This is a genomic window from Pirellulales bacterium (assembly GCA_036499395.1).
Classification (GTDB): domain Bacteria; phylum Planctomycetota; class Planctomycetia; order Pirellulales; family JACPPG01; genus JACPPG01.
In genome coordinates this window covers 1-23777 of record DASYDW010000100.1, presented here as the reverse complement: position 1 = coordinate 23777, position 23777 = coordinate 1, and the positions used below count along the sequence as shown (strand labels likewise).

Here is a 23777-nt window from a genome sequence, read left to right as displayed (position 1 = left end):
TCTGCGCTCGAGAACCGCTCGTCGCAAGACATCGGGCGTCGTTTCACCTGGCGCCGATGACTGGCATTACCTCTTACTCTGCCCGGATGACCGGAAACGGCGTTGGACTGTCCGCCAGTGAATCCTAGGTCAAAAACGTCTCCGGTGGCCTCCAAGGCCTAATACTAGAGAGCCTACCACCGCCCCGCAGGTTCAGGGGGCTGGCCGGCTGTTCGGTTTGGCCCGTAGCAGCATGTTTTCCAATCGCACCTGAGAATCGGGTGCTTGAACGACCAGCAGGCATTTGCTGGCTTCGTCGAATTCTACCGCCCCCAACCCGCCTCCCTCGGTCCACGTCGTGGCTTCGAACTGGCCGCGTAGTCGTGACACGATTTCCTTGGGGTCGAGCCGCGCAGCCAGCAAATCGGCCATCGGGTAAAGCTCGAAATCGTACCGGTCCGGCAACGATTGCCGTGCAAAGACTTGTACGTTGCGCTCGTCGACGATGCGGTAGGTCATGCCAATCGGTGTCAGCAGGGACGACAGAGCTTCATAAAGCGGTTGCTTCTCGACCACGACCTTCGCCGGCTGATGCGACCATAGTCCGGCTTGCGCCAGTGATGCTTCGTCGACGATGATTCGCGTCGCCGTTGAGCGACTCAACCACGACAGAACGTCAACCAGCGGCGTCTCGAGGCTGAAATTTGCCGTCACCACCTTGTCGAGATTCGCCTTCGCCAGCGCGTAGCTCGATTTGAGCGCCACTTCTTCCGGTTTGAGGTTTTCTTTCGTCGCGAGCCCGCGTGCCTGGCGCAGCTTGTCGAGAAACACGGCCACGGCATGTTGCACGATTGGATCCTGCTCGACCGTGAATGCCCTGTCGACCACCTTTATGCGCCCTTTGCCCCCCTTTTCTTGCCAACTTGTGGGACAAACGAATGTCGGCACAAGCGCGGCCAGCCGGGCCACTTCTTCGCCGCCGCCAGGAGCTAGATCGCTTACGTCGTACGATGTGGAAGTGGGTTTCGCCGTTCTGCGGTCAGGCGAGGTCACAATCACCTGCTGCCCTTCGACCAGGAACATCAGGCCTCGCTTGGCAAGAAGTTCCGTCAGCGCATCACCGACCGTCGTGTCCTCAAGCGAAATCGAGAACTGATCCCCGGGCCGCACACTGACCATTGCCAGTGCGTCGACATCCAGCGAAATCGGAATCGTGCTCATACGTGACAGAAAATCACAAAAGTCCGCGAGCGCTACACGCTTGAATTGCACCGACGGCAGCGGATCGGCCAGCCGTGCCACTACGTCCACGGGGGGCATCGATTCTTGCCCCACGACCATCTCACCGTCCGCGACGGCGGCTGCGCCCTCACCATCAATCGCCGCCTTGGGCATCTCATCGCCTTCGGGCGCGGCATCGACGGGGACGATCGGCTTTGCCAGGTGCCCCGGAGCCGCGGGATCTATATTTCGAGCATTGCCGGCCGCGTCTGGTGTGGCTGCAGGCGCAGCACCATCCCCCGCTGCCGCGTCTTCCACGGACGGATCTACGGCCAGGTCCGCTAGGTCGCGACGATGATTTTCAGGCCGATTGGCGGCGACATCAGCCGCTCCGTCGGCTGCCGCCCCATCATCGGCGGCACTATTTGGCGCGACGTTGTCGGATGGCTCCCGCCCGGCAGCGGGCGTAGCGTTTGCTACGTCGTCATTCACTTGCGGTACGGGAGAAACGGCAGCATCGTCCTGATCATGCGCGGTAATCGCCACACCAGGTGCTGATGCTACGCTCTCACTCGGCTCGCCGCCCGAACGAAACATGATCCAGGCAAATAGCGCGAGCACAGTCAGGACGACAGGTAACGTAAGCAACACCAACCGATGCTGCGATACGGCATCCACCAGGCGCGATACAAGACTTGGGCCAGGCTCAGCAACGGGAATCGGAGGGACGTCATCGGGATTGATCGGCGTTGGCGACGTGCTCGGCGCCGCCGATGACGTAGCGCCGGCGGGCACCATCTCAGAGGCCTTCACCGGAACCAATGGCGCGGAAGCGGTCGACGCCCCGACAGCAGATGCCGCGGCAGGTTGCCCCGCTGGGTTTGGCACTGCGCTTGTGACCTTCGCTCCCTTCTCCGGAACGAACGCCTTGGTGACGATCGTGCTACCCGTCGCGGGCTCAGCGGAAATCTTACTCGCCGTTTCCTGAGTTGGTGGAACCCACCCAGCCGGCGCGGCAACTTGCACCATGCTGCCGCACTTCGGACAAGCCAAGATCTTGCCAATGGCGGCGGCGTCGCGCACCTTCAGCCGGGCATTGCAGGTCGTACAGCAAATCGCGAACAATTCCATCTTTCGCGCTCCCAGCGGTCGTCAGCCCCGCGCCGTAGGGGCGTCCGTGGGTTTACGGTTGCTCAGCGAGTTCAGCAGGCACGGCTTCCCCTCGTTGCCTGGCTGCGGCCCGCGTCGTAATGATCAGGGTCTCTCCGCCCCCTCCGGACGAGGGACCGACCACATATATCAGCTTACCGTCCGGGTTGGCCCGGATCATGACTTTTCGCAAAATTTCTCGAGCCGATTGCTCCTTTTCGTCGAGGCCGAAAGATTGATTTTTCGTAATCCCCTCGAGTTGCAAATCCGCGCCACGAATCAAGACCTCGGCCCCGATCTCCTCCCCCACCATTTGCAGGGCTTTTTCCAAGGTCGCCCGGTCGAAAACCAGTGATATTTTGCGATCCAGTCGCTTGGCCAACGGTTCAGGTGCGGCGGCCTTGGTTGCCGACCGTGCGCTACCGGCCGCCCCCGAGCGAAGTCGCTCGGCCAGCGCCAGACGTGAGCCCAGGGCCAAATTGTGTGCGGCCACGCTCGGCAAATAGGCCCGCAACACCACCTGCCGCCCCTGCGTCCCCACGACGGTATATCGACCTAATTGTTCAACCATGAGTGGAAAATCGAACAGCACGTCGCGACTATAGTCGCTCAAATCCAGGGTGCGTATGTACTCGCTCACGCGCTTGGGCAAGCGTGCCATCCGCTCGCGAAACGAACGAGCCAGGTTGGCCGTCGGCGTATTGAGAGGAGTGCTCGCGCGGAGTTCCAAGAATAAGTCGTCACCAGAAAGATGCGCGCTGACGAGAGCAGCTTGCGGCAAGCCGTGCGTCGACATGTCGATCGATCGCGCCCCGGCCGTGGACGTTGCCGGTGCAAGGTCTTTTGCAGGCGTCTCGCCATCTGCTTCGTGCCCCGAGAGAAACCAATCCAGCGGCGCGCGCAAACGCGATCCGATCCCTGGGAACCAATCGGTGCTGCCGGTGTGCAGAATTCCTGGCGAAGCCAGGATCGTGATATCGCGGTCTCGATCGCTCAGAGCCGCCAGGTCCTCCATCTCACGGCTGAGCGCCGGAGGGTTTTCGCCAGCCGGAATCACTTCATCCTTAATTAGCTCCGCCGGCCCGATGACGATCGTTTTGCCCGGTGTATCGGCGTCTGGAAACCAAAATCCTAGATCACCTTTCTTGTAGATCGTTATCCCATCGTTCTCGACGGCGGAGGGATCGCCCCAGGCCTTCAACAGCGTTTCTATCGACTCCGGCGGCTCGCGCAGTGAAATCACGACTGACGGACGCGGCGCACCGTTGCTGCCGTCCAGAATGCCAATCAGCACCGCGTCGATACCGGAGAGCGGTGTGCCCGCGAGTGTCGGTAGCGCCGTGGCGACGAATTCGGCGAACGGCCCGAGCGTGCGCGGATCGAGAAGCTTTTCAGCTTCGGGTTGATCGGCAAATTGCGCAGGGCGCAAGGCCACGATCACTTCCGCGCCGGGAGCCAGGTACTTCAAGTCCAGCGGCGCGCCCTGAGTAGGCGAAACCCACATGGTGCCGTCCACGGCCACGATCGGATCGGTCGTCGTCGCCGGATTCGATTCATTCGGTTGCGCCATCACGGCAGCGTCAGATGGTTCGGCTGCGCTTCCTGCCTGCGAATCGGTTTCGTCGTTGACGGCGGTCACGTCGTCCGTCACCGGCGTCGCTGTACTCGGTGCTCGCTCCGGCATCGCCGGGGATAATGCAACGATTTTTTGCGGTGCTCGCATCCCGGTCAGAAAGTAAGCCCCGCCGCCAATGACGAGCAACAACACGGAAACACATGCCACGATGAGCGGAACACGATTGCGGCGTGTTGGATTTCGTTTGAAGGCTCTGGCGGACGTTCCACTTTCGCTGGGACTAAATATCGTTGGCACACCGATATTTACCCCGGATGACGACGTTGCGTGCCCTGCCCCGTTCGCGGCCAGCCAGTCGTCGAGCCGGGCCCGCGCCGGAGGACTCGGCAGTGGTTCGAAGTTCTTTTCCAACTGCTTCAACAGGACGGCCACGCAGGTCTTGCGATCTTCGGGTTTCTTGGCGAGCATTCGCGGCACGAGTGCCGCCAGTGGCTTGGGAATCGCCGGATTCACCTTATCCAAAGGGAGCGGGACTTCCTGGCAATGTTGTTTCAGACGATGCTCTCGATCCCCCGTCGGGAACGGTGCGTTCCCAGCCAGCATCTCATAGAAAACACACCCTAGGCTGTAGATATCGCTTTCCATGTTCGGTGCCTCGCCGGTCACGCATTCCGGCGGGCAATAGTTCACCGCGGCCTCGTCAATGTCGAACGTGACGTGCGCGCCGATAACGGCCAGCGGATCACGTGCCAGCGGGAACGTCGGCAGCCGCGCCCGCCCGTCGGCCGTCAGCCACACACGCGCGGGCCGTACAGCACCATGCCCCGTGTGCGCGTCACCGAAGGGGACCAACCCCGACATCACGTCGCAGGCAATACGCAGGGCCTCTTTCGGAGGCAACGATTTCCCGCCAGCCAGCCGATCCGCGAGGGTCGCGGTAGGCAATTCTTCAAGAACTAAAAACTTGTAAGACTCGAGTTCGACCAGCGTATGACAGTGAATCAGATACGCACCGTAATGAGCATGCCGCGACAAGGCCGCGGCAGTTGCCGCCTCGCGCCTGAGTTGGTCGACTACGTCAGGATCCGTTAGCGCCCCGCTCAAAAAATAGAGCGTGACAGGGATCTTCGTCGGCCGATGAATTGCGCGGAACAGGCCCGGTTGGCCAGCCACTTCCATGCGATCGGTGACAAGATAATCTCCATACACAAACGGGCCCGACTTTCCGGCCAAAAGAATTTTGGCCTGATAGCGCGTCATGGCGCCCGAGTTGAGCATCCACTCGGGGAGCGGAACCGTACGCGCGATCGCGCCGGTTTCACGCGCCTTCGCATACGCGTCCGCCAAACGGCGACAATCCTCTTCGTCGTGCAAACCGCTGGCGACGAGCAAGTGCCAGAATTCGTGGACGCTAAGTGCCATGAAATCCTAGTTGATTGCCCATGCCGCGTATTAGTGCCTTAACCACCGCATCGACGAATTGAGGTGCAACGCTTGCAACCCCATTCCCCATCGACAGCACATTTCAGTCTAAGTCCAATCGCCGACGGGTGCCAAGTGCCGCACGCCAGCAGTCGTTCTTGAGCCACCGGGAGGGGAGGGATATGATTCCCTTGCCAGAAGTAGGGAAGATCTATTCGTCACTCGATCGACACAGCGTCGGCTAGTCGACGGCCAAGGATTTCCTCTCTGCCAACTGAAATGACGGCTGCTCAGAATTAGAACAGATGACCTATTCCCCGCCAAACAGTCCTGGCCCCGGCTATCCACCGCGCGGCGAACGTAGTAAGAGTGTCGGACGACATCAACATATTCCGGGATACCCTGAACGACGCGATTGACCGGGCAAACACGGGGCGAGCGATCCCACCAAGGCGGAACGATGAAAGCGTTTGATTCTACGCAGCTCTATTTCAATCGGGCGGCGGATCAAATCGATCTCACCGAAAACATGCGACGACTGCTCCTGATTCCTAAACGGGAAGTGCAGGTGCAGGTCGCCATCGAACGGGATAATGGCGAGATCGCCACGTTTGTCGGCTACCGTGTTCAACACGACGACGCCCGCGGACCGATGAAAGGGGGCCTTCGTTACCATCCCGACGTCGACATGGACGAGGTTCGCTCGCTGGCGGCACTGATGACCTGGAAGACCGCGGTCGTGGATCTTCCTTATGGCGGAGCCAAAGGGGGCTTGGCGATCGATCCCGCCAAGTTCAGTACGCGCGAACTGGAGTTGATTACGCGCCGCTTCGTCGATGGCATTCACGACGTGATTGGCCCTGACACGGACATTCCGGCCCCCGACATGGGAACGAACGCCGAAGTCATGGCCTGGTTCATGAATCAATACGCCAAGTATCACGGTTACAGCCCTGCTTGCGTGACGGGCAAGCCGGTTGAAATGCATGGCCTGCCTGGGCGAGAAGAAGCCACCGGCCGCGGCGTCGGCATTCTCACCTACAAAATGCTGGCCCGACTAGGACGCAAAGCGGCCGACACGCGAGTCGCAATCCAGGGCTTCGGCAACGTCGGCTCACATACCGCGAAATTTCTGCATGAAGCCGGCTTCCGCATCGTCGCTATCGGCGATTACAGCGGCGGCTATCACCGGGCCGAAGGACTCGATATCCCCGGTATGTTGCGATACGCGCTCGATCATCGAGGAGGTCTGGCTGGCTACGATGGTGCTGCCGCAATTTCGAACGAGGAATTGCTGACCCTGGATGTCGACGTGTTGATTCCGGCGGCGTTAGGGGGCGTGATCACGCACGCCAATGCCGACGATATCCGCGCCAAGATCATCATCGAAGCGGCTAACGCGCCGGTCTACCCGGATGCCGACGATGTGCTTGCCGCGCGCGGCGTGGTGATACTGCCCGATATCCTGGCGAACGCGGGGGGCGTTACGGCCAGCTATTTCGAGTGGGTGCAAAATCGGCAACACTATCGCTGGGATATCAACCGCGTTCGGCAGGAACTCGAACACGTTATGACACGGGCCTTCGAACGCGTCTGGGAATTGGCGACCGAACGCAAAGTCAGTCTTCGCACGGCCGCGTACATCGTGGGCATAGGACGTGTCGGCCAGGCCACGGTTCTGGGAGGAATCTCTTGACGCTAGACGCCACGATCGACAGCACCGTCTTGATTCACATTCCTGTTTTCCAGGGGCTGTCCGATGCGCAGCGTCAGGAAGTCGTACGGCTGGGAGAATTAAAATCGCTCGCGCCGGGCGACCTTTTGATACGCCAAGGACAAACCAGTCAGGATTTGTGGCTCCTTCTGGAGGGAACCTGCGAGGTCTTCAAGCAACTCACCTCGCGCCCGGCCACGGCCGAGCCAACCCTGCTGGCGGTGCTCGAGCCCTTTAGCAGCATCGGCGAGATGTCCTACTTCAGCCCGGCCCCGCACTCTGCCAGCGTCCGCGCGAAATCCGCGTCCAAGCTCTTTCGCTTACCCCGCGCCAGCTTCGACGACCTGACGACGCGGCATCCGGCGCTCACGTCGCGACTGGCCGCCAACACGATCGGCATTCTGGCCGAGCGGATGCGGCACATGGACGATTGGGTCGTGGAACTGCTGGCCCACAAACCGGCCGATCCACGCATTCCGGAATGGAACGAACTGCGCCGCCGTGTATTCGACGGCTGGAAGCTGTAAACGCTCTAGGGAATTTCCGGCCTGGCTTGGTTCCGAGGTTTTCGACCGGCCAGCACTTCACCCGTAACCGCCGCGGGCCTTCGACGAAGAGCCCGTCGTCGCCACCCCGGCCCGCATCACCTCTTCGAGAATCTCGCACGCCCGCTCGATCTCGGGCCGATGAACGTCTAGATGCGTGACAGCCCGCAGCAACTGGGGACCGAACGGGTGCGTCAATACGCCGCATTCGGCCAAGCGATCGTGCAATTGAACGGCCGTACCCCATTCGGGCGCGATGTGAAAGATCACGATGTTCGAGTCGACCTTGGCCGGACGCAACTCCAGTTCATCGATCGTGCGTACGGCCGTGGCCAGCAACTGCGCGTTGGCATGATCCTCGTCCAAACGCTCGACATGATGCTCAAGCGCGTAGAGAGCGCCGGCGGCAACGATGCCCGCCTGCCGCATGCCCCCGCCGAGGACCTTGCGATGCCTCACCCCCTTGGTAATCAGGTCGCGCGGTCCGGCGAGCGCCGAGCCAATCGGCGCACCAAGGCCTTTTGAGAAGCAGACACTAACGGTGTCGAAATGCTCGGCCCATTGCCGCGCTGCAATTCCGGACGCGACGACGGCGTTGAACAACCGAGCACCGTCCAGATGCGTCGCTACCCCCTGATCGTGCGCCCAGCGACAGACCTCGGCGATGTTGGCCAGCGGTACCACCCGGCCACCGCCGCGGTTGTGCGTGTTTTCCAGACAGAGAAGTCGCGTTGGGCTGCAGTGGGGATCATCGGCACGCACCAGGCCCGCGACCTGTGCAACGTCGAGGACGCCGTAGTTTCCTTCGACCGAGCGGCTGCTAACGCCGCTAAGCTGCGCGGCGGCTCCTTGCTCGTAGTTGAAGATGTGACATTGCGCTTCGCAGATCAGCTCGTCGCCGCGCTGGCAATGCAGCCGCACGCCGATCTGATTCGACATCGTGCCCGACGGCACAAACAGGGCCGCCTCTTTGCCCAGCATCTCGGCGATCCGCTCCTGCAAGCGGTTGACGGTCGGATCATCGCCGAACACGTCGTCGCCGACCTCGGCCGCGGCCATTGCCGCTCGCATGCCGGGCGTGGGGCGGGTCACCGTATCACTGCGCAGGTCAATGGCACGCGTGGTCATGGATTCCCCTAGGCGAGTGTGTTGGTCGGCAGGTTCGGGGGGCGGGCAAAAGCAGGTTCCGACAGCGTTCTAACGCGCGCCGCCGGAGGTCACAAGGCGAACGTCCTGCGTGGCGTGTGGATGCTCAATTGTTCGTGATCCATGAGCGCAAGGCCAGCGATTTACCAAAAACCCAGCGTGCTGACGTTCAAGTGAAAGCGTCCGCACCCAACAGCCCTTCCGCGATCCACGACCACCGATCACAATTGGGGTTTCCGCGAAATCTGCTCATGCGCCCAATGACCGTTACTCTCGTACGATTGCCGCAACTTGACTCGCGCCGCGACGACTTTCGCGCGGCTCTGGCGGCGCTGCGCGAGAAGCTCAGCCCGCGTGGGGACCTGGTAAGCGAGGCAGGCAAACAGCGGACGATCGAAGTCTTTGGCGAGGCGCTCGCACCGGCTCAGGTCGTCGAGCGAATCTGCCGCGACGTACGCGATCGTGGGTTACCGGCGGTGCTCGACTATTCGGCGCGGATCGACAAGGCCTCGCTCACGGCCGACACGATTCGCGTCCCTGCCGCCGAACTTGCCGCCGCGCACAAGGCGGCGGCGCCGGAATTCCTCCGCGCCATCGAGAACGTGCGCCGCAATATCCTGCAATTTCAGACCGCGGTCCTGCATCGCGATGCCACGGTCGAGCGAACCGACGCGGTGCGATTGCGGCAGCGCTATTTGCCCCTCACGCGCATCGGAATCTGCGTTCCTGGCGGCGCCGCGGCTTATCCTTCCACGGTATTGATGACCGCCGTCCCGGCGCAAGCTGCCGGAGTGCGCGAGTTAGCCGTGGTGGCCCCGCCGACGCAGTTCGGCGCGTACAGCACAGATTTGCTCGCTACGTGTCACGCACTCGGTATTAACGAGGTCTACCGCCTGGGGGGCGCGCAGGCTGTCGCCGCCCTGGCCTATGGCGTTGAGGGTTTGCCGAAAGTCGACAAGATCGTGGGACCGGGCAGCCTGTTCGTGGCGCTGGCCAAGAAGTTCGTGTACGGCGAGGTCGACATCGATTCGATCGCCGGCCCTAGTGAAGTGGTCGTGGTGGCGGACAGTTCCGCTCGTGCGGATTTTATCGCCGCGGACATGATCGCTCAGGCCGAACATTCACCGGCTTCGAGTGTCCTGATTTCGTGGCACGAGCCGCTCTTGCGCGAAACTCAAGTGGAATTGGCCCGGCAGCTCGCACCGCTCGCGCGTGGCGATTTGGCACGGCGCAGCCTGGAAGAATTCGGCGCACTGGTGCTGGTACGCGACGAGGACGAGGCAGCGGCTGTGGCCGATGAGATTGCACCCGAACATTTACACCTCGCGACCAACGATCCAGAACAGCTACTCGCCAAGATTCCGCACGCCGGCGCGGCGTTTCTAGGACATTACAGCCCCGTGGCCTTGGGCGATTACGTGGCGGGGCCGTCGCATGTGCTGCCGACCGGTGGCACGGCACGGTTCGCCAGCGGACTTTCGGCCAACGACTTCCTGCGCCGCACGAGCGTCATCTCATATTCGCAAGAGGCCCTGATGGCCGCGGCCGAAGACGTCCGCGCCCTGTCCGAACGCGAAGGCCTTACGGGCCATTACGCCAGCGTCGCGATCCGATTACCGAAAACATAGACAATAAGAGGTTTGCACCACCGAGACACGGAGGCACTGAGAACAGACGAATAGCAAGGGACAAAGGGACTCGGAGCTGAGTTCCTGTTGCACTGATCACTATCCTTCCCTTCTCCGTACCTCGGTCACTCCGTGGTGAGAATCACTTCTACAAAACAGCATGTCTTATTTTCGAACTGACATTGACGCGCTTCAAGGCTACACCCCCGGCGAGCAGCCGCAGGCGGGCAAGTTCATCAAGCTCAATACGAACGAGAATCCTTATCCCCCTTCACCGGCCGTGGCGCGCGCCATTGGCGTGGTACTCGAGCGTGGGCTGGCCCGCTATCCCGATCCGCTGGCCACTGGCTTTCGCGAACGTGCCGGCGCTGTGCTCGACGTGGATCCTGATGGCATTCTCTGCGGCAACGGTAGCGACGAAATCTTGACGCTCGTCACCCGGGCCTTCGTCGCGCAAGGAGAATTGCTACGCCTGCCGCATCCCAGCTACATCCTCTACAAGACCTTGGCCGAGATTCAGGGTGCCCGCAGCGAAGAGGTCTCCTTCGAGCGCGATTGGTCGCTGTCCGATCGTTTTTCATCCGCCACGGATCAATTGCGACTGGCCTTCTTGCCGAATCCCAACAGCCCGTCCGGCACGATGCTCTCTCCGGAGCGGGTCTTGGAACTGGCCGAGCGTCTCCCCTGCCCTCTGCTTGTCGACGAGGCATACGTCGATTTTGCCGAGACGAACTGCCTGCAGCTAGTTTCGCAATGCGAGAAGGTGATGGTATCGCGTACCTTGAGCAAATCGTACGCGCTGGCGGGCCTGAGATTCGGCTTCATCGTCGCGCAGCCGCAGATCATTGCCGGCTTGCGAAAGGTAAAAGATTCCTACAACTGCGATGCCCTTTCGATTGCCGCGGCCACGGCGGCCATCGACGACCAGGCCTGGCTGGCCGCCAACCGCGCGAAAATCGTCGCCACCCGCGCCCGGTTGGCCGCGGGCATGCGATCGCTCGGTTTCGATGTCGTTGATTCTCAGGCGAATTTCGTATGGGCCACGCACGCCGATCGCCCGCTGAAACCACTTTACGAGCAATTGAAGCAAAACCGTGTCCTGATTCGTTACATGGATTACGCCGGATGGGGTAACGGTTTGCGAGTTTCCGTAGGCACTGACGAACAGATTGATGCCTGTCTCGCCTTGTTGAAGACTATGATTTAGCATCCCGCGATGGAATTCTTGGAGTCGGCGCCGGCACCGACCCGTTGCGAAAGATTAAACGCTGACTGCATGAGCACCAAAAAAGACGAAGCACGCGCCGCTCTGCGAAGTCGCATTCTGGCCAATCGCGTCGTCGCGATCGCCATGGTAGTAGCCGTATTGGTGACGGTGTATTTCTGGTTCCATGACGCAGGGCCGAGGCGGCACATCTTGCGCATGACGGCCGGCGACCCGCTCAGCCATCGGTACGGAATGGCTTTATTGCTCCGCGAAGAGGCCAACAAATACAACCTCGAATTGGAGCTGGCTGGCAATTGGGAATCACAGGACGCCTTGTCGAAAGTTGCGTCGGGCGAACTCGACATCGCGTTGACCCTGGGCGACTTCGACATCCCGGACGAACACCTGCGGCAGGTCGCAGTGCTGAATCGCGAAGCCATGCACCTGTTCGTCAAGCCTGACCTGATTGCCGGAGGGCTGGTTGGTTTACGCGGGCATACATTGAGCCTCAATACCGCCGGTTCGAACACCCAAAAAATGTCGCGCCGCATGCTGCAACTGGTCGGCCTGGAGAGCGAACGCGATTATAAAGAAATCGACATGACACATGCCGAGATCATGGCTTCGCCGGCCGATCAATTGCCGGACGGCATTTTTGTTATTTCGGCGCTCCCCTGGGGCGAGGTCGGTGAACGGCTCGTTCATGAACTCAATTATCGACTGATGGAGCTGCCGTTCGGCGACGCCTTGGCGTTACGCAACCCGTCGGTGCGCGACGCAGTCATTCCCGCTTTCAGTTACAGCATCGATCCTCCCGTGCCGGATCATCCCTTGCATACGCTCGGACAGCAACTGCTGGTTGTCGCCAATCTTGATACGCCCAACGCCGCTGTCGAACGGTTGATGCGCGTGATTTTCGAAAGTGAGTTCGGACGGCGCGCACGATTACCATCCCTTCGTCCCAGCGGCGCCGATGTGGTCAGTGAGTTTCCGATGCACGCTGGGGCGCTGCAATACTTGCATCGAAACGAGCCGCTGATCAAGGCCGATTCGATCGACAAGGTCGAGAACTTGCGCAGCTTCCTCGTCTCGGCCGCCCTGGCCTGCTTCTTGTTCTGGCGGTGGCAGAAACGCCGCAACATGATCGGCTTCGAAACGTACATCGACGCCGTCAGCGAAGTTGAATACTCGGCCGTGATCATGGAACGCGGCGGCAAGGTAGACTTCAACGAGTTGCGTTCCTTGCGCCAACGCCTCAGCGAATTAAAGGGCGAAGCGCTCGAGCGCGAGGCCGAGGGCGTCCTCACGGGCGAAGAACAAATGACTGGTTTTCTGACGCACGTCATGGACGTGCGCAACTATTTGGATTCGATGCTCAGTCGCGAACCGCAGCCGCAGGCGGACGGTCAACGTGCAGCCACTGGCCACGATCAAGAAAATCCCCACAACTCGGAGCACAGATGACACACGCCTGGCATGACATTTCTCCCGGCCCCCGGTCGCCCCAAGAATTCACTTCCGTGATCGAGATCCCGAAGGGTTCGAGCGTCAAGTACGAACTTGACAAGGAAACCGGTCTGTTGAAGCTCGACCGCGTGCTCTACTCGGCCGTCTACTATCCAGCCAACTACGGCTTCATTCCGCAAACCCTGGCCGAAGACGACGATCCGCTGGACGTGCTCGTGCTCTGCCAGGAACCAGTGGCCCCTTTGACCCTGGTCCGTTCCAGGCCCATTGGGCTGATGACGATGATCGATACCGGCAAGCGCGACCACAAAATCCTGGCCGTTGCGCTCGATGATCCGGAATACAGCAGCTATCACGAAGCCGACGAACTGCGTTCGCACAACCTGGCGATGCTGCAACGATTTTTTATGGATTACAAGACGTTGGAAGGCAAAGCCGTCGAAGTCGAGGATTTTCAAGCCGCGGAAGCCACGATCGGCGTGATTAATGAAGCCCTCGAGCGTTATAGCACCGTCCGTCGGCGTGGCTTCCAAAAGTCGCCGAGCAAGTAGAGGCATCCCTGGGCAGGCACGGCCGAAAGTGCCGAATTTACGTGGTATTCTTGAGGCATGGCACGCACCGCAAAAATCAGTCGCCAGACGGCCGAAACCCAGATCGAGCTTGCGCTCGATCTGGACGGCTCAGGGCTTGCGCAAGTCTCGACCGGCGTCGGCTTTTTCGATCACATGCTTACGCTGTTGGCCAGGCATGGCGCGCTCGACCTGACCGTTCACGCCCAGGGCGACCTGCACGTCGACCAGCATCACACGGTCGAGGACGTCGGCATTTGTCTGGGGCAGGCGCTACGACAGGCGCTCGGCGATAAGGCCGGCATCCGCCGTTATGGCCATTTCACGCTGCCGATGGAAGAGACGCTCGTCACATCGGCCGTGGATCTGAGCGGACGCTACTTCCTGATCTTTCACGCCGAGTTCACCCGCGCCAAGATCGGCGATTTCGACAGCGAGCTAGTCGAAGATTTCTGGCAGGCCGTGGCGGCCAACGCCCTGATGAATCTGCACATCGTGTTGCACCACGGCCGCAACAATCATCACATCGCCGAAGCGATCTTCAAAGGCACGGCCCGCGCCCTGCGCATGGCGGTCGAGGCCGATCCGCGCATGACGGGCATCCCCAGCACGAAGGGAACATTGAACTCCTAGCGCACCATCTCCGCGGTTCCGTGGTCTCTTTTGATGCCGTTGGTGCCGTGTTTTTCCGTGCATGCGGAAAAAGCATGGCACGATACTGAGCAACATGCGCGGCGAGAGTCGCAGCCGCACAGCATTACGTCGTCAGCGGCATCCGCTTCATCTGCGAATGGCTGGCCCGTGCCTGCAGCACGACGGCCAGCGCGCGATAAGAGTCTTCCAGGCTTGAGGTATTTCGCACCAGGCTGGTCACGGCACGGTGAAATTGGCTGAGCAATTGTTCGCCGACAGGGCGTTCGCTTTCCAACGATTCCTGATGTCGGCCGAAACTGTCGAACCACACCAGCGTGCTGGGCAGGTCGACGAAGGCGATTCCTTTTTCGCAGGCCACCTGCAAGGCGGCAGGAGGCCGATAAGCCAGCGCCTCGTGCCAAGACGAATCCATGTACCGACCGCAACTGATTTGCGCCGTGGCTCCTGTGCCAGGATCGCCGGGCCCCGAGAAATCGAGGCTCATCATCTGGTAATCGTCTTCCAGCGCGTCCTCCGCAGCCCGGTGCCGCATTCCCAGCACCGACGTTGGCGGCCGGCCGACGACGTACGTACACCAATCCACCAGTTCGATCAGGTCGCTCGTCGGCGAGCTATGAATGCTCGCCTTCGTGGCCGCCGCCGAACCGTGTTGCTCGGCCGGGACGCGCGTGTGGCAAAACAACAGGCGTGGGCTGCCCAAACGCGTGGCGATCAATTCTTTTAATCGCAGCGTCGCGGCCGATTGGCGGCGCGGGAATTCGGCCATGAAAGCCACGCCTGCGCGCTCGACACGCTCTTTTACCTGGCGCGCCTGGGCCAGGTCGAGTTCCATGCTGAACGCACAATAAATGGCTTTGCCCGCGTCGCACGCCGCGAGGATCGGCAAGCACCCATACCACTGCGGCGAGAGCATCAAGACGGCGTCGATGTCATCGCGCCGGGCGAGCGCGCGAAAGCCGTCGACCTGTTTGGCGTTGAATTCTCGCGAGGCTTGCTCGGCTCGCAGCGCCACCTGATCGAAGATGGCACGCACCTCGTAACGGTCGCTAAGAGCGCGTAGCGCAGCCCGATGTCGGACTTCCCAGTTACTGCCCAGGCCGACAAGGCCGACGCGAAGCTTCATTGAGATTGCAAAACGAGAGGCAGCGGGCGAACCCGCAGATCATCGATGAGACCGACAGCCTTGCAAAACGCAGGCCGAAAGGAAATTGCTCATGCCGAAGGAACGGGATTATACCCCCTAACGCGGGATTACCTCAACCGGGTGGCGAAGCGAAGTCCAATTATTTTTAGACGTTGTGGCGTTATCCAGCCGGCGGATACACGACTCATTTTTTTCGCAACACCTTACAAAACCTCCATACGGAAAATTCTCCGCATTTTATCGTTGCAGATACATATCCCCTGGTTACACTGACCGAACTCTTCGGGCGATTGTGCCAGCCGGCAAGTGCGAGCTGCGACCGACAGGGAGGAACCAGAGTCGTGATAACGGAGCACCTGTAGGAACGGAAATCGTATAGCCCGCGCCCGTCCGTGTAATTCGCCCGCCCACGGCTTGCCAACGGCAAGCCTTCAATACCCGCGACCATCCCCCGGTTTGGCTTACCCGGCAGTGACAGCCGGCGGCCCCACCCCCGACTTCATCATCTAGGAGAACGACATGACGACGATCTCTCTGGCGTTCGTACTGCAAACCGCCCTCGTGGCGACGACTGCCAACTCCAATACGTACACCGAAGCTCGTGAAAAAACGGCCCAGACGGGCAAGCCGCTGGTCGTGCTCGTCGGCGCGGATTGGTGCCCTGCCTGCCAGACCATGAAGAATTCGGCCATGCCGCAAGTCGCCCGACGAGGGGCTCTGTCGAAGGTTGCCTACGCCGTGGTGAACACCGATCACGATTCCGGTCTGGCGCAACAGCTGATGCGCGGCGGTTCAATTCCGCAATTGGTGATGTATCGCGAGACCCCCACGGGTTGGAAGCGCGAGTCGCTGGTCGGCGCCCAGGATCCGGCCGCCATTGAATCGTTCATTAATCGTGGCCTCGAAGGCTTGAAGGCCCCCGATACTTCGCTCGGCGAAGCCAGCCGCCCGACGGCCGAAGAGCGCGAGTAGTCGCGCCGCGTTTGCTTTTGACAGAAGAGCGAATCCCTCAACGTATCAACCATCGAACCCTCGGCGCTGGCGGTAGGCTGGCGCCGAGGGTTATTTTTCGCGCGCCGCGTTGGTCGACATGCTCGTGGTCGCCGTCGGCTTGCAGCACTCGCGCACCTGCGGTAGAAACGATCGCGCGTGCGACTGCGGATTTCGGTCGCGTCACTCTCCACTAGCCTGCCTGCGGAACACTCATGCCACGCATTCTGGTCACTCCCACATTGCTGCGCGGTGTGCGCGGCAAGTATTGCGAAATACTCGAGGGCGCCGGTTTCGAAATCACTTATCCCACCGTCCCCGAGCCTGAACTGCGCGGCGCCGCGCTGGTTAAGGACCTGCAAGGCGTTTCCGGGGTGCTGGCCGGCTCCGAGCCATACACGCCCGATGTGCTGAAGGCGTCGAAACTACGTGGAATCGCGCGTGCCGGCGTAGGCTACGACGCCGTCGATCTGCCGACGTCGAACGAGTTGAAGATCGCCGTCACGATCGCGCCCGGCACCAACGAACATTCGGTCGCCGAGCAAACGATCGCGCTCCTCTTTGGCGTCTTTCGCGATGTCCCGCAACGTGATGCAGGAGTGCGCAGTGGTAAGTGGGGGCGCCGTCCATTGTGGCGATTGGCCGGCCGCACGATTGGGCTGGTTGGCCTGGGTCGCATCGGCCGCGCCGTCGTGCCACGGGCCGTCGGGCTAGGCTTGCGCGTGCTCGGTTACGATCCGATCGCCGATCGCGACTTCGCCGCCAAAAACGGCGTGGAACTCTGCTCGCTAGATGACCTCTTCGCTCGTTCGGACATTGTCAGCCTGCATCTTCCCTCCACAGCCGAAACGCGCGACTTGATCAACCGTCGCACGCTCGGACTGATGCGTCCCGGCTCGGTGTTGATCAATACGTCGCGTGGTGGACTGGTCGACGAGGACGCGTTGGTCGAAGCGCTCACGAGTGGGCACCTCGCGGGCGCAGGACTTGATGTCTTCAAGGTCGAACCGCTGCCCACGTCGAGTCCGTTAGCAAAGCTCGAAAACGTGGTCTTGGCGCCACACATGGGCGGAGTGGACGAGGAATCGGCCGAGGCCATGGCCTCGAAGGCGGCCCAATGCCTGGCCGATCTCTCGCGCGGCCAGTGGCCTGATGGTTGCGTTGTTAACGAGCAACATATCCGCACCGGCTGGCAATGGTAACTCAAGCGGATCGCTTCGTCGCGCCCACTACGTAACAGCCTGTCGGCGGAAACCTGTCGCCTATTAGCGGCGCAGATTGACGGCAAAGTTCGTGGGTGCGGCCACGGTCTGGACGGGGGCGAAGCGCGATTGCGTGTTCTGCCTCGCACCTCCGTGCGGATAAAAGACGAACCCCAGATACGCATCCACAGTGCCAGAACTGGCCGGTGTGATGAAGTTTCCCTGGCCGAATAGGGCCAACCGCTCGGTTAGCGGCACCTGCATTTCAGAGCCGAACACAAACGTGTTGTGCAATTCGCGCAGGTCGCCGAGCACCGCGTTCACCTGCCCATGCTCGTTCGCCAGCCCACCCCAGAAGGTCGTCTGTACGCCATTGCGCCACAGATACTTGTAGTAGGCGTTCGTCTGCGTGATCGGCACCAACGTAATGGGAATCGCGCCAAACGTTCCACTATCGCTGTTGGCGCTGATGGCCGACCAGACGCCAATCGTACTCCGCGGTGAAACCTGATAGCCAACGTTGAATCGCCACTGCCCCAGGCTAAATCGATCGTAGTAATCCTCACGCAGAAAGTCATAAGCCAGCCCCCAAAACAGACCAAAGTCCGTTCTTTGGAATATCCCGACCGTGGTGTAGCTCTGCGTGCGGCCGGTCGAGCCTTCGATCCGTTGCACGACTTGCACGGCGTCGCCGGTGGCATCGATGGCTGTGCCGATTTGCGCGCCGAGCCCCCAAGACTCGACGAGCGGCACAGCCCAATTGACGGAAGCCCTACCGCCGAACTGAGCGTTGATGCCGAAATCCTGCGGCTGCTTCGAACCATCGAGCCCGATGAACACCGACAGGGGGTCAAGCAATCGATAACTGGGAGCCGATAACGCGTCATTAACGCGGTTGCCATCAATTAGTCTTGTCGTCGCGCCGATCGGATCCAACAGCGATTCGTCTTCGTCGGCGGCGTCTGCTGTCAGCGAATCGAAACGACCAGACACCGGTGCCGCGGGCAAGCGAACGGCAGCCGGCTCCTGCGCCTTCGCCACTACCGCATCGTGCACAAGCGCTAATATCAAGATACAGATGGCGCGGCAAACCACCGCAGTTGCTGCCCGCGGCGGGGGAGACATCAGGGGGTGATTGCCTCGCACCATCCCTGGCGCCCTTTTTGGGTAAGGATCGATCCCTCGTATGAAGACATTGCGTCCGCCTCACCGATATCGGCGAATGAATTGCCGCAAGGCATAGGCGCATTTGCACAATTGCGTTGTGACGCCTCTTTCGACCGTAGCGGCGCAGAGAGTTTTTCTCATGCTCAACACGCAACGACTAGCAGTCGGCTATACGCCGCCCAATCCCGCACAGTCAGAAATTTGCGTCGCTAAGTGATCGTATCTAGAATCAGCCCGAACAGCGTTGCCCGCACCTTGCCCCCCATTTCGGCTGGAGAGGGGCGCCCATCTCTGCAGTTTTGCCTCGCCGCTTTGGTTATAGATTTGTAACACGAATTCCCGCTTAGGAAACACCATGAGCGATCTTCCCCTTCCTCACCTTTCACGTCGCGGCTTCGTTGCAGCCGGTGCCGCGGCCACGGGCGCCATCGTTGGCGCGGATTTGCTCGCAGCGCCGGCCATCGGCAAGGTGCTGGGCGCGAACGACCGCATTCAATTCGGCGTCATCGGCGTCGGAGGCATGGGCTCCGGCCACGTCGGCGAGCTAGTCGGACGCGCCGATCGTGACAATGTCCGTTGCGCCGCCGTCTGTGACGTGTATCAAAAGCGGTTGAACCATAATCGCGAGCGCTCAGGCGGCGAAGCGTTCACGGACTATCGCAAACTGCTCGACCGCAAAGATATCGACGCCGTGATCATCGCCACCCCCGATCATTGGCATTCGAAGCAGGCGATCGACGCGATGGAAGCCGGCAAGGACGTCTATCTGCAAAAGCCGATGACGCTGACCATCGAACAGGCCCTGCAGGTGCGCGATGCAGCCAAACGACTAAAGAAGAAGCTGCAAGTCGGAACGCAGTACGCCTCGGAGCCCGAGACGTGGGCAGCGCGCAAAGCAGTCGCCGACGGGCGTATCGGCAAAGTAGTGTGGTCGCAGAACGGCTACTGCCGCAATAGCCGTGATGGACAATTCAATTGGCCCATCGACGCCGACGCCAGCCCCACAGCCACGGGCGAAAACCACGTCGACTGGGACATGTGGCTCGGCCATGAGTTCGGCTTGGCCAAGAAAATCCCCTGGAACCCCGATCATTTCTTCCGTTTCCGCAAATATTGGGCCTACAACGGAGGCGTCGCCACGGACTTGCTCTATCACGCGCTCGCGCCGCTGGTGCTGGCCGTTGCCGGACCGAGGGGGGAATACCCGAAGAAAGTCGTCGCTGGTGGCGGTCAGTACATCGAAAAAGATGGCCGCGATATTCCCGACAGCCACTTCATGCTGATCGAATATCCCAGCGAGCACACGGTCTTCCTGGCCAGCGTCATGACCAACGACAACGGCATTCCACGCGTCATTCGCGGTCAGCATGGCACGATCGAATTCGGCGGCGGACTGAAATTGCGCGGGCAGCCAACATGGAAAGAAGAATTCACAGCGGCCAACGGTGGTCAGATGGAGCTCACGATCCCCGCCGAACAACGCCGCGACCATGTCGGCAACTTCATTGACGCCGTGCGCGGCCAAGCCGAGTTGACCTGCAACGAAGACCTGGGCTGTGCCCTGATGGTCGCCATCAAGATGGGCGAGGACGCCTATCGCGAGAACAAGGTCCTGCTGTGGGACGCCGAAAAAGAACGCGTCGTCACGGCATAATTCTGGTAAGGCTTACGTCCCATTTTGCAAGCTTGCTCAAAACACCTCCTCGTTACCATGCAGACCAAGAAGTCGTTCGCGGCTTTCATCGCGGTTTTGAATATCCTCCTCTGGATGAATGGGCGAGTGGCGGCCGCGGCGGAGGATCTCGCGCCGAATACGCTGACCGCCGCCGAGAAATCGGCCGGCTGGCAATTGCTGTTCGATGGCCGCACGTTGGACGGCTGGAAGCCGAGCGAAAACCCCGAGTCCTTTACCGTCCGCGACGGCATGATCATCGCCCAAGGTCGTGGCACGCCGATCGAGGCCCAAGCCCCTCATCCAAAATGCCACTTGTTTTACATGGGGCCCGATGGCCATGCGTCGTTCACCGACTTCGAATTTCAGGCCGACATAAAGTGCCAGCCAAAAGCCAACAGCGGCATCTATTTTCACACCGAGTTCCTTGCCGATGCCTGGCCGCAGAAGGGCTTCGAAATCCAGATCGACAACGACCCCGCGCACCTTAAAAAGTCAGGCAGCCTGTACGGCGTGGCTGATATCACTGAGTCACCGGCCCGCGACGACGAGTGGTTTCGTATCCATCTCACGGTCCGGGGCAAAAGGGTCGTAATCAAGGTGAACGATCAAACCGTGGTCGATTGGACCGAACCCGCCGGCTTCGTGGCCCGTCACCCTCCCTGGTACAGCGAGCGGAAACTCGGCGCCGGCACTTTCGCGCTGCAGGGGCACGACTCGGAAAGCACCGTCTACTTCCGCAACATTCGCGTGCGGCGACTAAGCGAGTAGAAGAAATCATTGCAGTGTCCGCGGCAATGCATTCCCCCCCCCGCGAACATTAGGCGGATCGATCACGCATCCGATAGAGCCCGGTACTTGCCGCAGAAATACAACAGCGGTTTTCCGTCCGTGGCCTCTCCTTCGACGATCTCGCCTACGAAGATATCGTGGTCGCCGCCAGGCAGGATCTCGGTGACCTTGCAGTCGACGTGCCCCAGCGTGCCGGCCAGGATCGGTGCGCCAGTCTGGCCGGTTTTGAATTCTAGGTCGGTAAAGACCTTCGGCCCCGGCGTGGCGAAACGCTGTGACAAATGCTCTTGGTCCGCCGCCAGGATGTTCATGGCGAAATTCCGTTCGCGCATCAGATACTCATGCGAATGGGCCCGCTTCTCGACCGCCACCAGCACCAGCGGTGGATTCAACGAGAGCGACGCCACGGCATTGGCCGTCAGGCCCGAGTAGTTTCCCTCGCGCCCGGTCGTGATGACGGTCACGCCCGTGGCGAATCGCCCCATAATCATCCGCTGCAACTTGGCATCAAACGGCACGGAATTCTCCTCATCAGTCGACTCTATAGGCTCGTAGACTCGTCACCTTAGGTAGCCCACTGCCGAACGTCAACCGCGGGAAGGCCTCGGCCAAGCCCGATACTCCCAACGATTTGGCCGCTGGACGATCCCGGGCCGTGGCGCTAGCCGGAGCGACGCACGACGACTATAAACGGCGCGGACCGAATCACACGGTCGCTTGCGCATCCACGAACCCCAGGAGGTTCTTATTGTGAAAATTCATACGCATCTTCGTCACTTGGCCGGCTGCCTGTGCGCATTGCTGGCTGCTCTCGGCGGCTCGCGAATCCATGCCGCCCCCGATGGCTCGGCCAAGCTCAATGTCCTTTTCATCGCCTCGGACGACTTGTGCAACCGCCTGAGCTGCTACGGCGACCCGATGGTGAAGTCCCCCAACATCGATCGCCTGGCCGCGCATGGTATGCGCTTCGACAAGGCCTATTGTCAGTATCCGCTCTGCAATCCCAGCCGCGCCTCGTTCCTGACGGGCCTGCGTCCCGATACGACCGGCGTGCTGGATAACAAAACGCATTTTCGCGAAGTAGTGCCGAACACAGTAACTCTGCCGGAGCTATTTGGCCAAAACGGCTACTACGTCGCACGCGTCGGCAAGCTCTACCATTACGGAGTGCCCGGCCAGATTGGCACCGACGGTCTCGACGATGCGCAGTCCTGGCAAGAGGTGATCAATCCGCGCGGTCGGGATAAAGACGACGAAGACAAGATTTTCTCGATCAGACCAGGTACGGGCCTCGGAGCCACGCTTTCTTGGCTAGCCGCCGACGGCGCAGACACCGAGCAAACCGACGGACGCGGAGCCACCTCGGCCATCGGGCTGTTGGAGAAACATGCCGCCGAACCGTTCTTTCTGGCTGTCGGCTTTTATCGTCCACATACGCCGTACGTGGCGCCAAAATCATATTTCGGCCTTTACCCGCTCGACCGCATCGCCCTGGCCGGGGGACCGGCGGATGATCGCAATGACATTCCGGCGCTCGCGCTGACGGTAAAGCCTGCGAATTACCAGCTCAGTGATGACTTGCAGCGACAAGCTATCGAAGCCTATGCCGCCTCGATCACTTTCATGGACGCGCAGGTCGGCCGATTGCTCGACGCCCTCGATCGTCTCAAGCTGACGGACAAAACAGTCGTCGTCTTTATGAGTGACCACGGCTATCACCTCGGCGAGCACGGGCTGTGGCAGAAAATGACCCTCTTCGAGGAATCGTGCCGGGTACCGTTAGTAATCCGAGCGCCGGGCATGAAAGCCGTCGGGCAACCATGCACGCGCCTCGTGGAATCGATCGACGTTTACCCAACTGTGGCCGATCTGTGCGGTTTGAAAGCGCCGCCGCAGCTCGCAGGACGCAGTCTGCGTCCACTTTTGGACGATCCAACCCAGCCGTGGAAGGACGCCGCCCATACGCAGGTCCGTCGCACCGAGGGAGTAATGGGCCGGACAGTGCGGAGCGAGCGTTATCGCTACACCGAATGGGATGAAGGACGGCAAGGTGTCGAGCTTTACGACCACGACACCGATCCGCACGAATACCACAACCTGGCAGGCGACGCGGCACAGGCCTCGGTCCTCAAAGAGCATCAGTCGCTCTTGCGAACGACGAAGTAGCGTCCGGAAGCTCAACGACGGCGCGAAAAAAAACCGCCGGGCACAGAAATGTGCCCGGCGGTGAAGAGCCGCATTCAAGTTTTTGCGATCGAACCCGTTGCGGTGTTAGGCCGCACGACGGCGTCGTAGCGCCGCCAACAGCAGGCCAAAGCCACCCATCAGGGATAGGGCTACAGCCGACGGTTCGGGCACGGCGTACAAAGCCTGACCGTCCGTCGCCAGAGCGCTGGCATTGGCCGAGAACGTACCACTCGGCAAGGTCAACTGGATCGCTGCATTGGCCGTCGATCCGGTCGGCACCAGCGTGCCGTACACGGCGCCACCGGCCAGCGAGCCGAGGCTCACCGCACCGCCGCCGCCGAAGTTG

Annotated in this window: 19 protein-coding genes; 12 read left to right on the top strand and 7 right to left on the bottom strand. The window is 60.8% G+C overall.

Annotated elements, in window-relative coordinates:
• Nucleotides 1-192: 192 nt before the first annotated feature.
• Nucleotides 193-2331 carry a hypothetical protein gene (locus VGN12_18250; GenBank protein HEY4311397.1) on the bottom strand — a complete coding sequence of 713 codons (2139 nt, stop codon included), beginning with the start codon at nucleotides 2329-2331 and terminating at the stop codon, nucleotides 193-195.
• Between the two features lie 52 nt (nucleotides 2332-2383).
• Nucleotides 2384-5347, bottom strand: coding sequence for a serine/threonine-protein kinase (locus tag VGN12_18245; GenBank protein HEY4311396.1), 2964 nt, complete (start codon nucleotides 5345-5347; stop codon nucleotides 2384-2386).
• 460 nt (nucleotides 5348-5807) lie between these two features.
• On the opposite strand from VGN12_18245, the gene VGN12_18240 reads away from it, so the two are divergent.
• Both VGN12_18240 and VGN12_18235 read left to right on the top strand, forming a co-directional pair.
• A complete protein-coding gene (locus tag VGN12_18240; GenBank protein HEY4311395.1) occupies nucleotides 5808-7043 on the top strand; it encodes a Glu/Leu/Phe/Val dehydrogenase dimerization domain-containing protein in 1236 nt (411 codons plus the stop codon).
• On the top strand, nucleotides 7040-7588 hold the full coding sequence (locus VGN12_18235; GenBank protein ID HEY4311394.1) for a cyclic nucleotide-binding domain-containing protein: 549 nt from the start codon (nucleotides 7040-7042) through the stop codon (nucleotides 7586-7588). The genes VGN12_18240 and VGN12_18235 overlap by 4 nt, the downstream gene beginning before the upstream one ends.
• Before the next feature lie 57 nt (nucleotides 7589-7645).
• Here the strand turns inward: VGN12_18235 and ltaE are convergent, their stop codons facing one another.
• On the bottom strand, nucleotides 7646-8734 hold the full coding sequence (ltaE, locus tag VGN12_18230) for a low-specificity L-threonine aldolase (protein ID HEY4311393.1): 1089 nt from the start codon (nucleotides 8732-8734) through the stop codon (nucleotides 7646-7648).
• Nucleotides 8735-9003: 269 nt separating this feature from the next.
• On the opposite strand from ltaE, the gene hisD reads away from it, so the two are divergent.
• The 5 genes from hisD to hisB all read left to right on the top strand — a co-directional run bounded on the left by hisD (nucleotide 9004) and on the right by hisB (nucleotide 14256).
• A complete protein-coding gene (gene hisD / locus VGN12_18225) occupies nucleotides 9004-10380 on the top strand; it encodes a histidinol dehydrogenase (GenBank protein ID HEY4311392.1) in 1377 nt (458 codons plus the stop codon).
• Between the two features lie 160 nt (nucleotides 10381-10540).
• A complete protein-coding gene (gene hisC / locus VGN12_18220) occupies nucleotides 10541-11587 on the top strand; it encodes a histidinol-phosphate transaminase (GenBank protein ID HEY4311391.1) in 1047 nt (348 codons plus the stop codon).
• Nucleotides 11588-11656: 69 nt separating this feature from the next.
• Complete coding sequence (locus VGN12_18215; GenBank protein HEY4311390.1) at nucleotides 11657-13051, top strand: TAXI family TRAP transporter solute-binding subunit; 1395 nt, start codon at nucleotides 11657-11659, stop codon at nucleotides 13049-13051.
• Between the two features lie 56 nt (nucleotides 13052-13107).
• Nucleotides 13108-13605: an inorganic diphosphatase gene (locus VGN12_18210; protein HEY4311389.1), complete on the top strand. Its 498-nt coding sequence runs from the start codon at nucleotides 13108-13110 to the stop codon at nucleotides 13603-13605.
• Between the two features lie 57 nt (nucleotides 13606-13662).
• Nucleotides 13663-14256 carry an imidazoleglycerol-phosphate dehydratase HisB gene (hisB, locus tag VGN12_18205; GenBank protein ID HEY4311388.1) on the top strand — a complete coding sequence of 198 codons (594 nt, stop codon included), beginning with the start codon at nucleotides 13663-13665 and terminating at the stop codon, nucleotides 14254-14256.
• Nucleotides 14257-14380: 124 nt separating this feature from the next.
• Here hisB and VGN12_18200 read toward each other — a convergent pair whose 3' ends face one another.
• Nucleotides 14381-15400 (bottom strand): Gfo/Idh/MocA family oxidoreductase, encoded by a 1020-nt coding sequence (locus VGN12_18200; GenBank protein HEY4311387.1) that lies wholly within the window; start codon nucleotides 15398-15400, stop codon nucleotides 14381-14383.
• Nucleotides 15401-15940: 540 nt separating this feature from the next.
• On the opposite strand from VGN12_18200, the gene VGN12_18195 reads away from it, so the two are divergent.
• Nucleotides 15941-16393, top strand: a complete 453-nt coding sequence (locus tag VGN12_18195) for a thioredoxin family protein (GenBank protein ID HEY4311386.1) — start codon at nucleotides 15941-15943, stop codon at nucleotides 16391-16393.
• A gap of 233 nt (nucleotides 16394-16626) precedes the next feature.
• Nucleotides 16627-17613, top strand: a complete 987-nt coding sequence (locus VGN12_18190; protein ID HEY4311385.1) for a phosphoglycerate dehydrogenase — start codon at nucleotides 16627-16629, stop codon at nucleotides 17611-17613.
• Nucleotides 17614-17676: 63 nt separating this feature from the next.
• Here the strand turns inward: VGN12_18190 and VGN12_18185 are convergent, their stop codons facing one another.
• Nucleotides 17677-18654, bottom strand: a complete 978-nt coding sequence (locus VGN12_18185) for a DUF6666 family protein (protein HEY4311384.1) — start codon at nucleotides 18652-18654, stop codon at nucleotides 17677-17679.
• 481 nt (nucleotides 18655-19135) lie between these two features.
• Here VGN12_18185 and VGN12_18180 point away from each other — a divergent pair, with 481 nt between their 5' ends.
• Together VGN12_18180 and VGN12_18175 are read left to right on the top strand one after the other, a co-directional pair.
• Complete coding sequence (locus VGN12_18180; GenBank protein ID HEY4311383.1) at nucleotides 19136-20434, top strand: Gfo/Idh/MocA family oxidoreductase; 1299 nt, start codon at nucleotides 19136-19138, stop codon at nucleotides 20432-20434.
• A 57-nt stretch (nucleotides 20435-20491) separates the two neighbouring features.
• Nucleotides 20492-21223, top strand: coding sequence for a DUF1080 domain-containing protein (locus VGN12_18175; GenBank protein HEY4311382.1), 732 nt, complete (start codon nucleotides 20492-20494; stop codon nucleotides 21221-21223).
• A 62-nt stretch (nucleotides 21224-21285) separates the two neighbouring features.
• On the opposite strand, the gene VGN12_18170 is transcribed toward VGN12_18175, so the two are convergent.
• A complete protein-coding gene (locus VGN12_18170; protein HEY4311381.1) occupies nucleotides 21286-21762 on the bottom strand; it encodes a flavin reductase family protein in 477 nt (158 codons plus the stop codon).
• 232 nt (nucleotides 21763-21994) lie between these two features.
• Between VGN12_18170 and VGN12_18165 the strand changes: the two genes are divergently transcribed.
• The gene (locus tag VGN12_18165) at nucleotides 21995-23410 is read left to right on the top strand and encodes a sulfatase (GenBank protein HEY4311380.1); all 1416 of its coding nucleotides are present in this window, start codon (nucleotides 21995-21997) and stop codon (nucleotides 23408-23410) included.
• Nucleotides 23411-23515: 105 nt separating this feature from the next.
• On the opposite strand, the gene VGN12_18160 is transcribed toward VGN12_18165, so the two are convergent.
• Nucleotides 23516-23777, bottom strand: a 262-nt coding sequence (locus tag VGN12_18160; protein HEY4311379.1) for a PEP-CTERM sorting domain-containing protein, incomplete at its 5' end; no start/stop codon positions are given.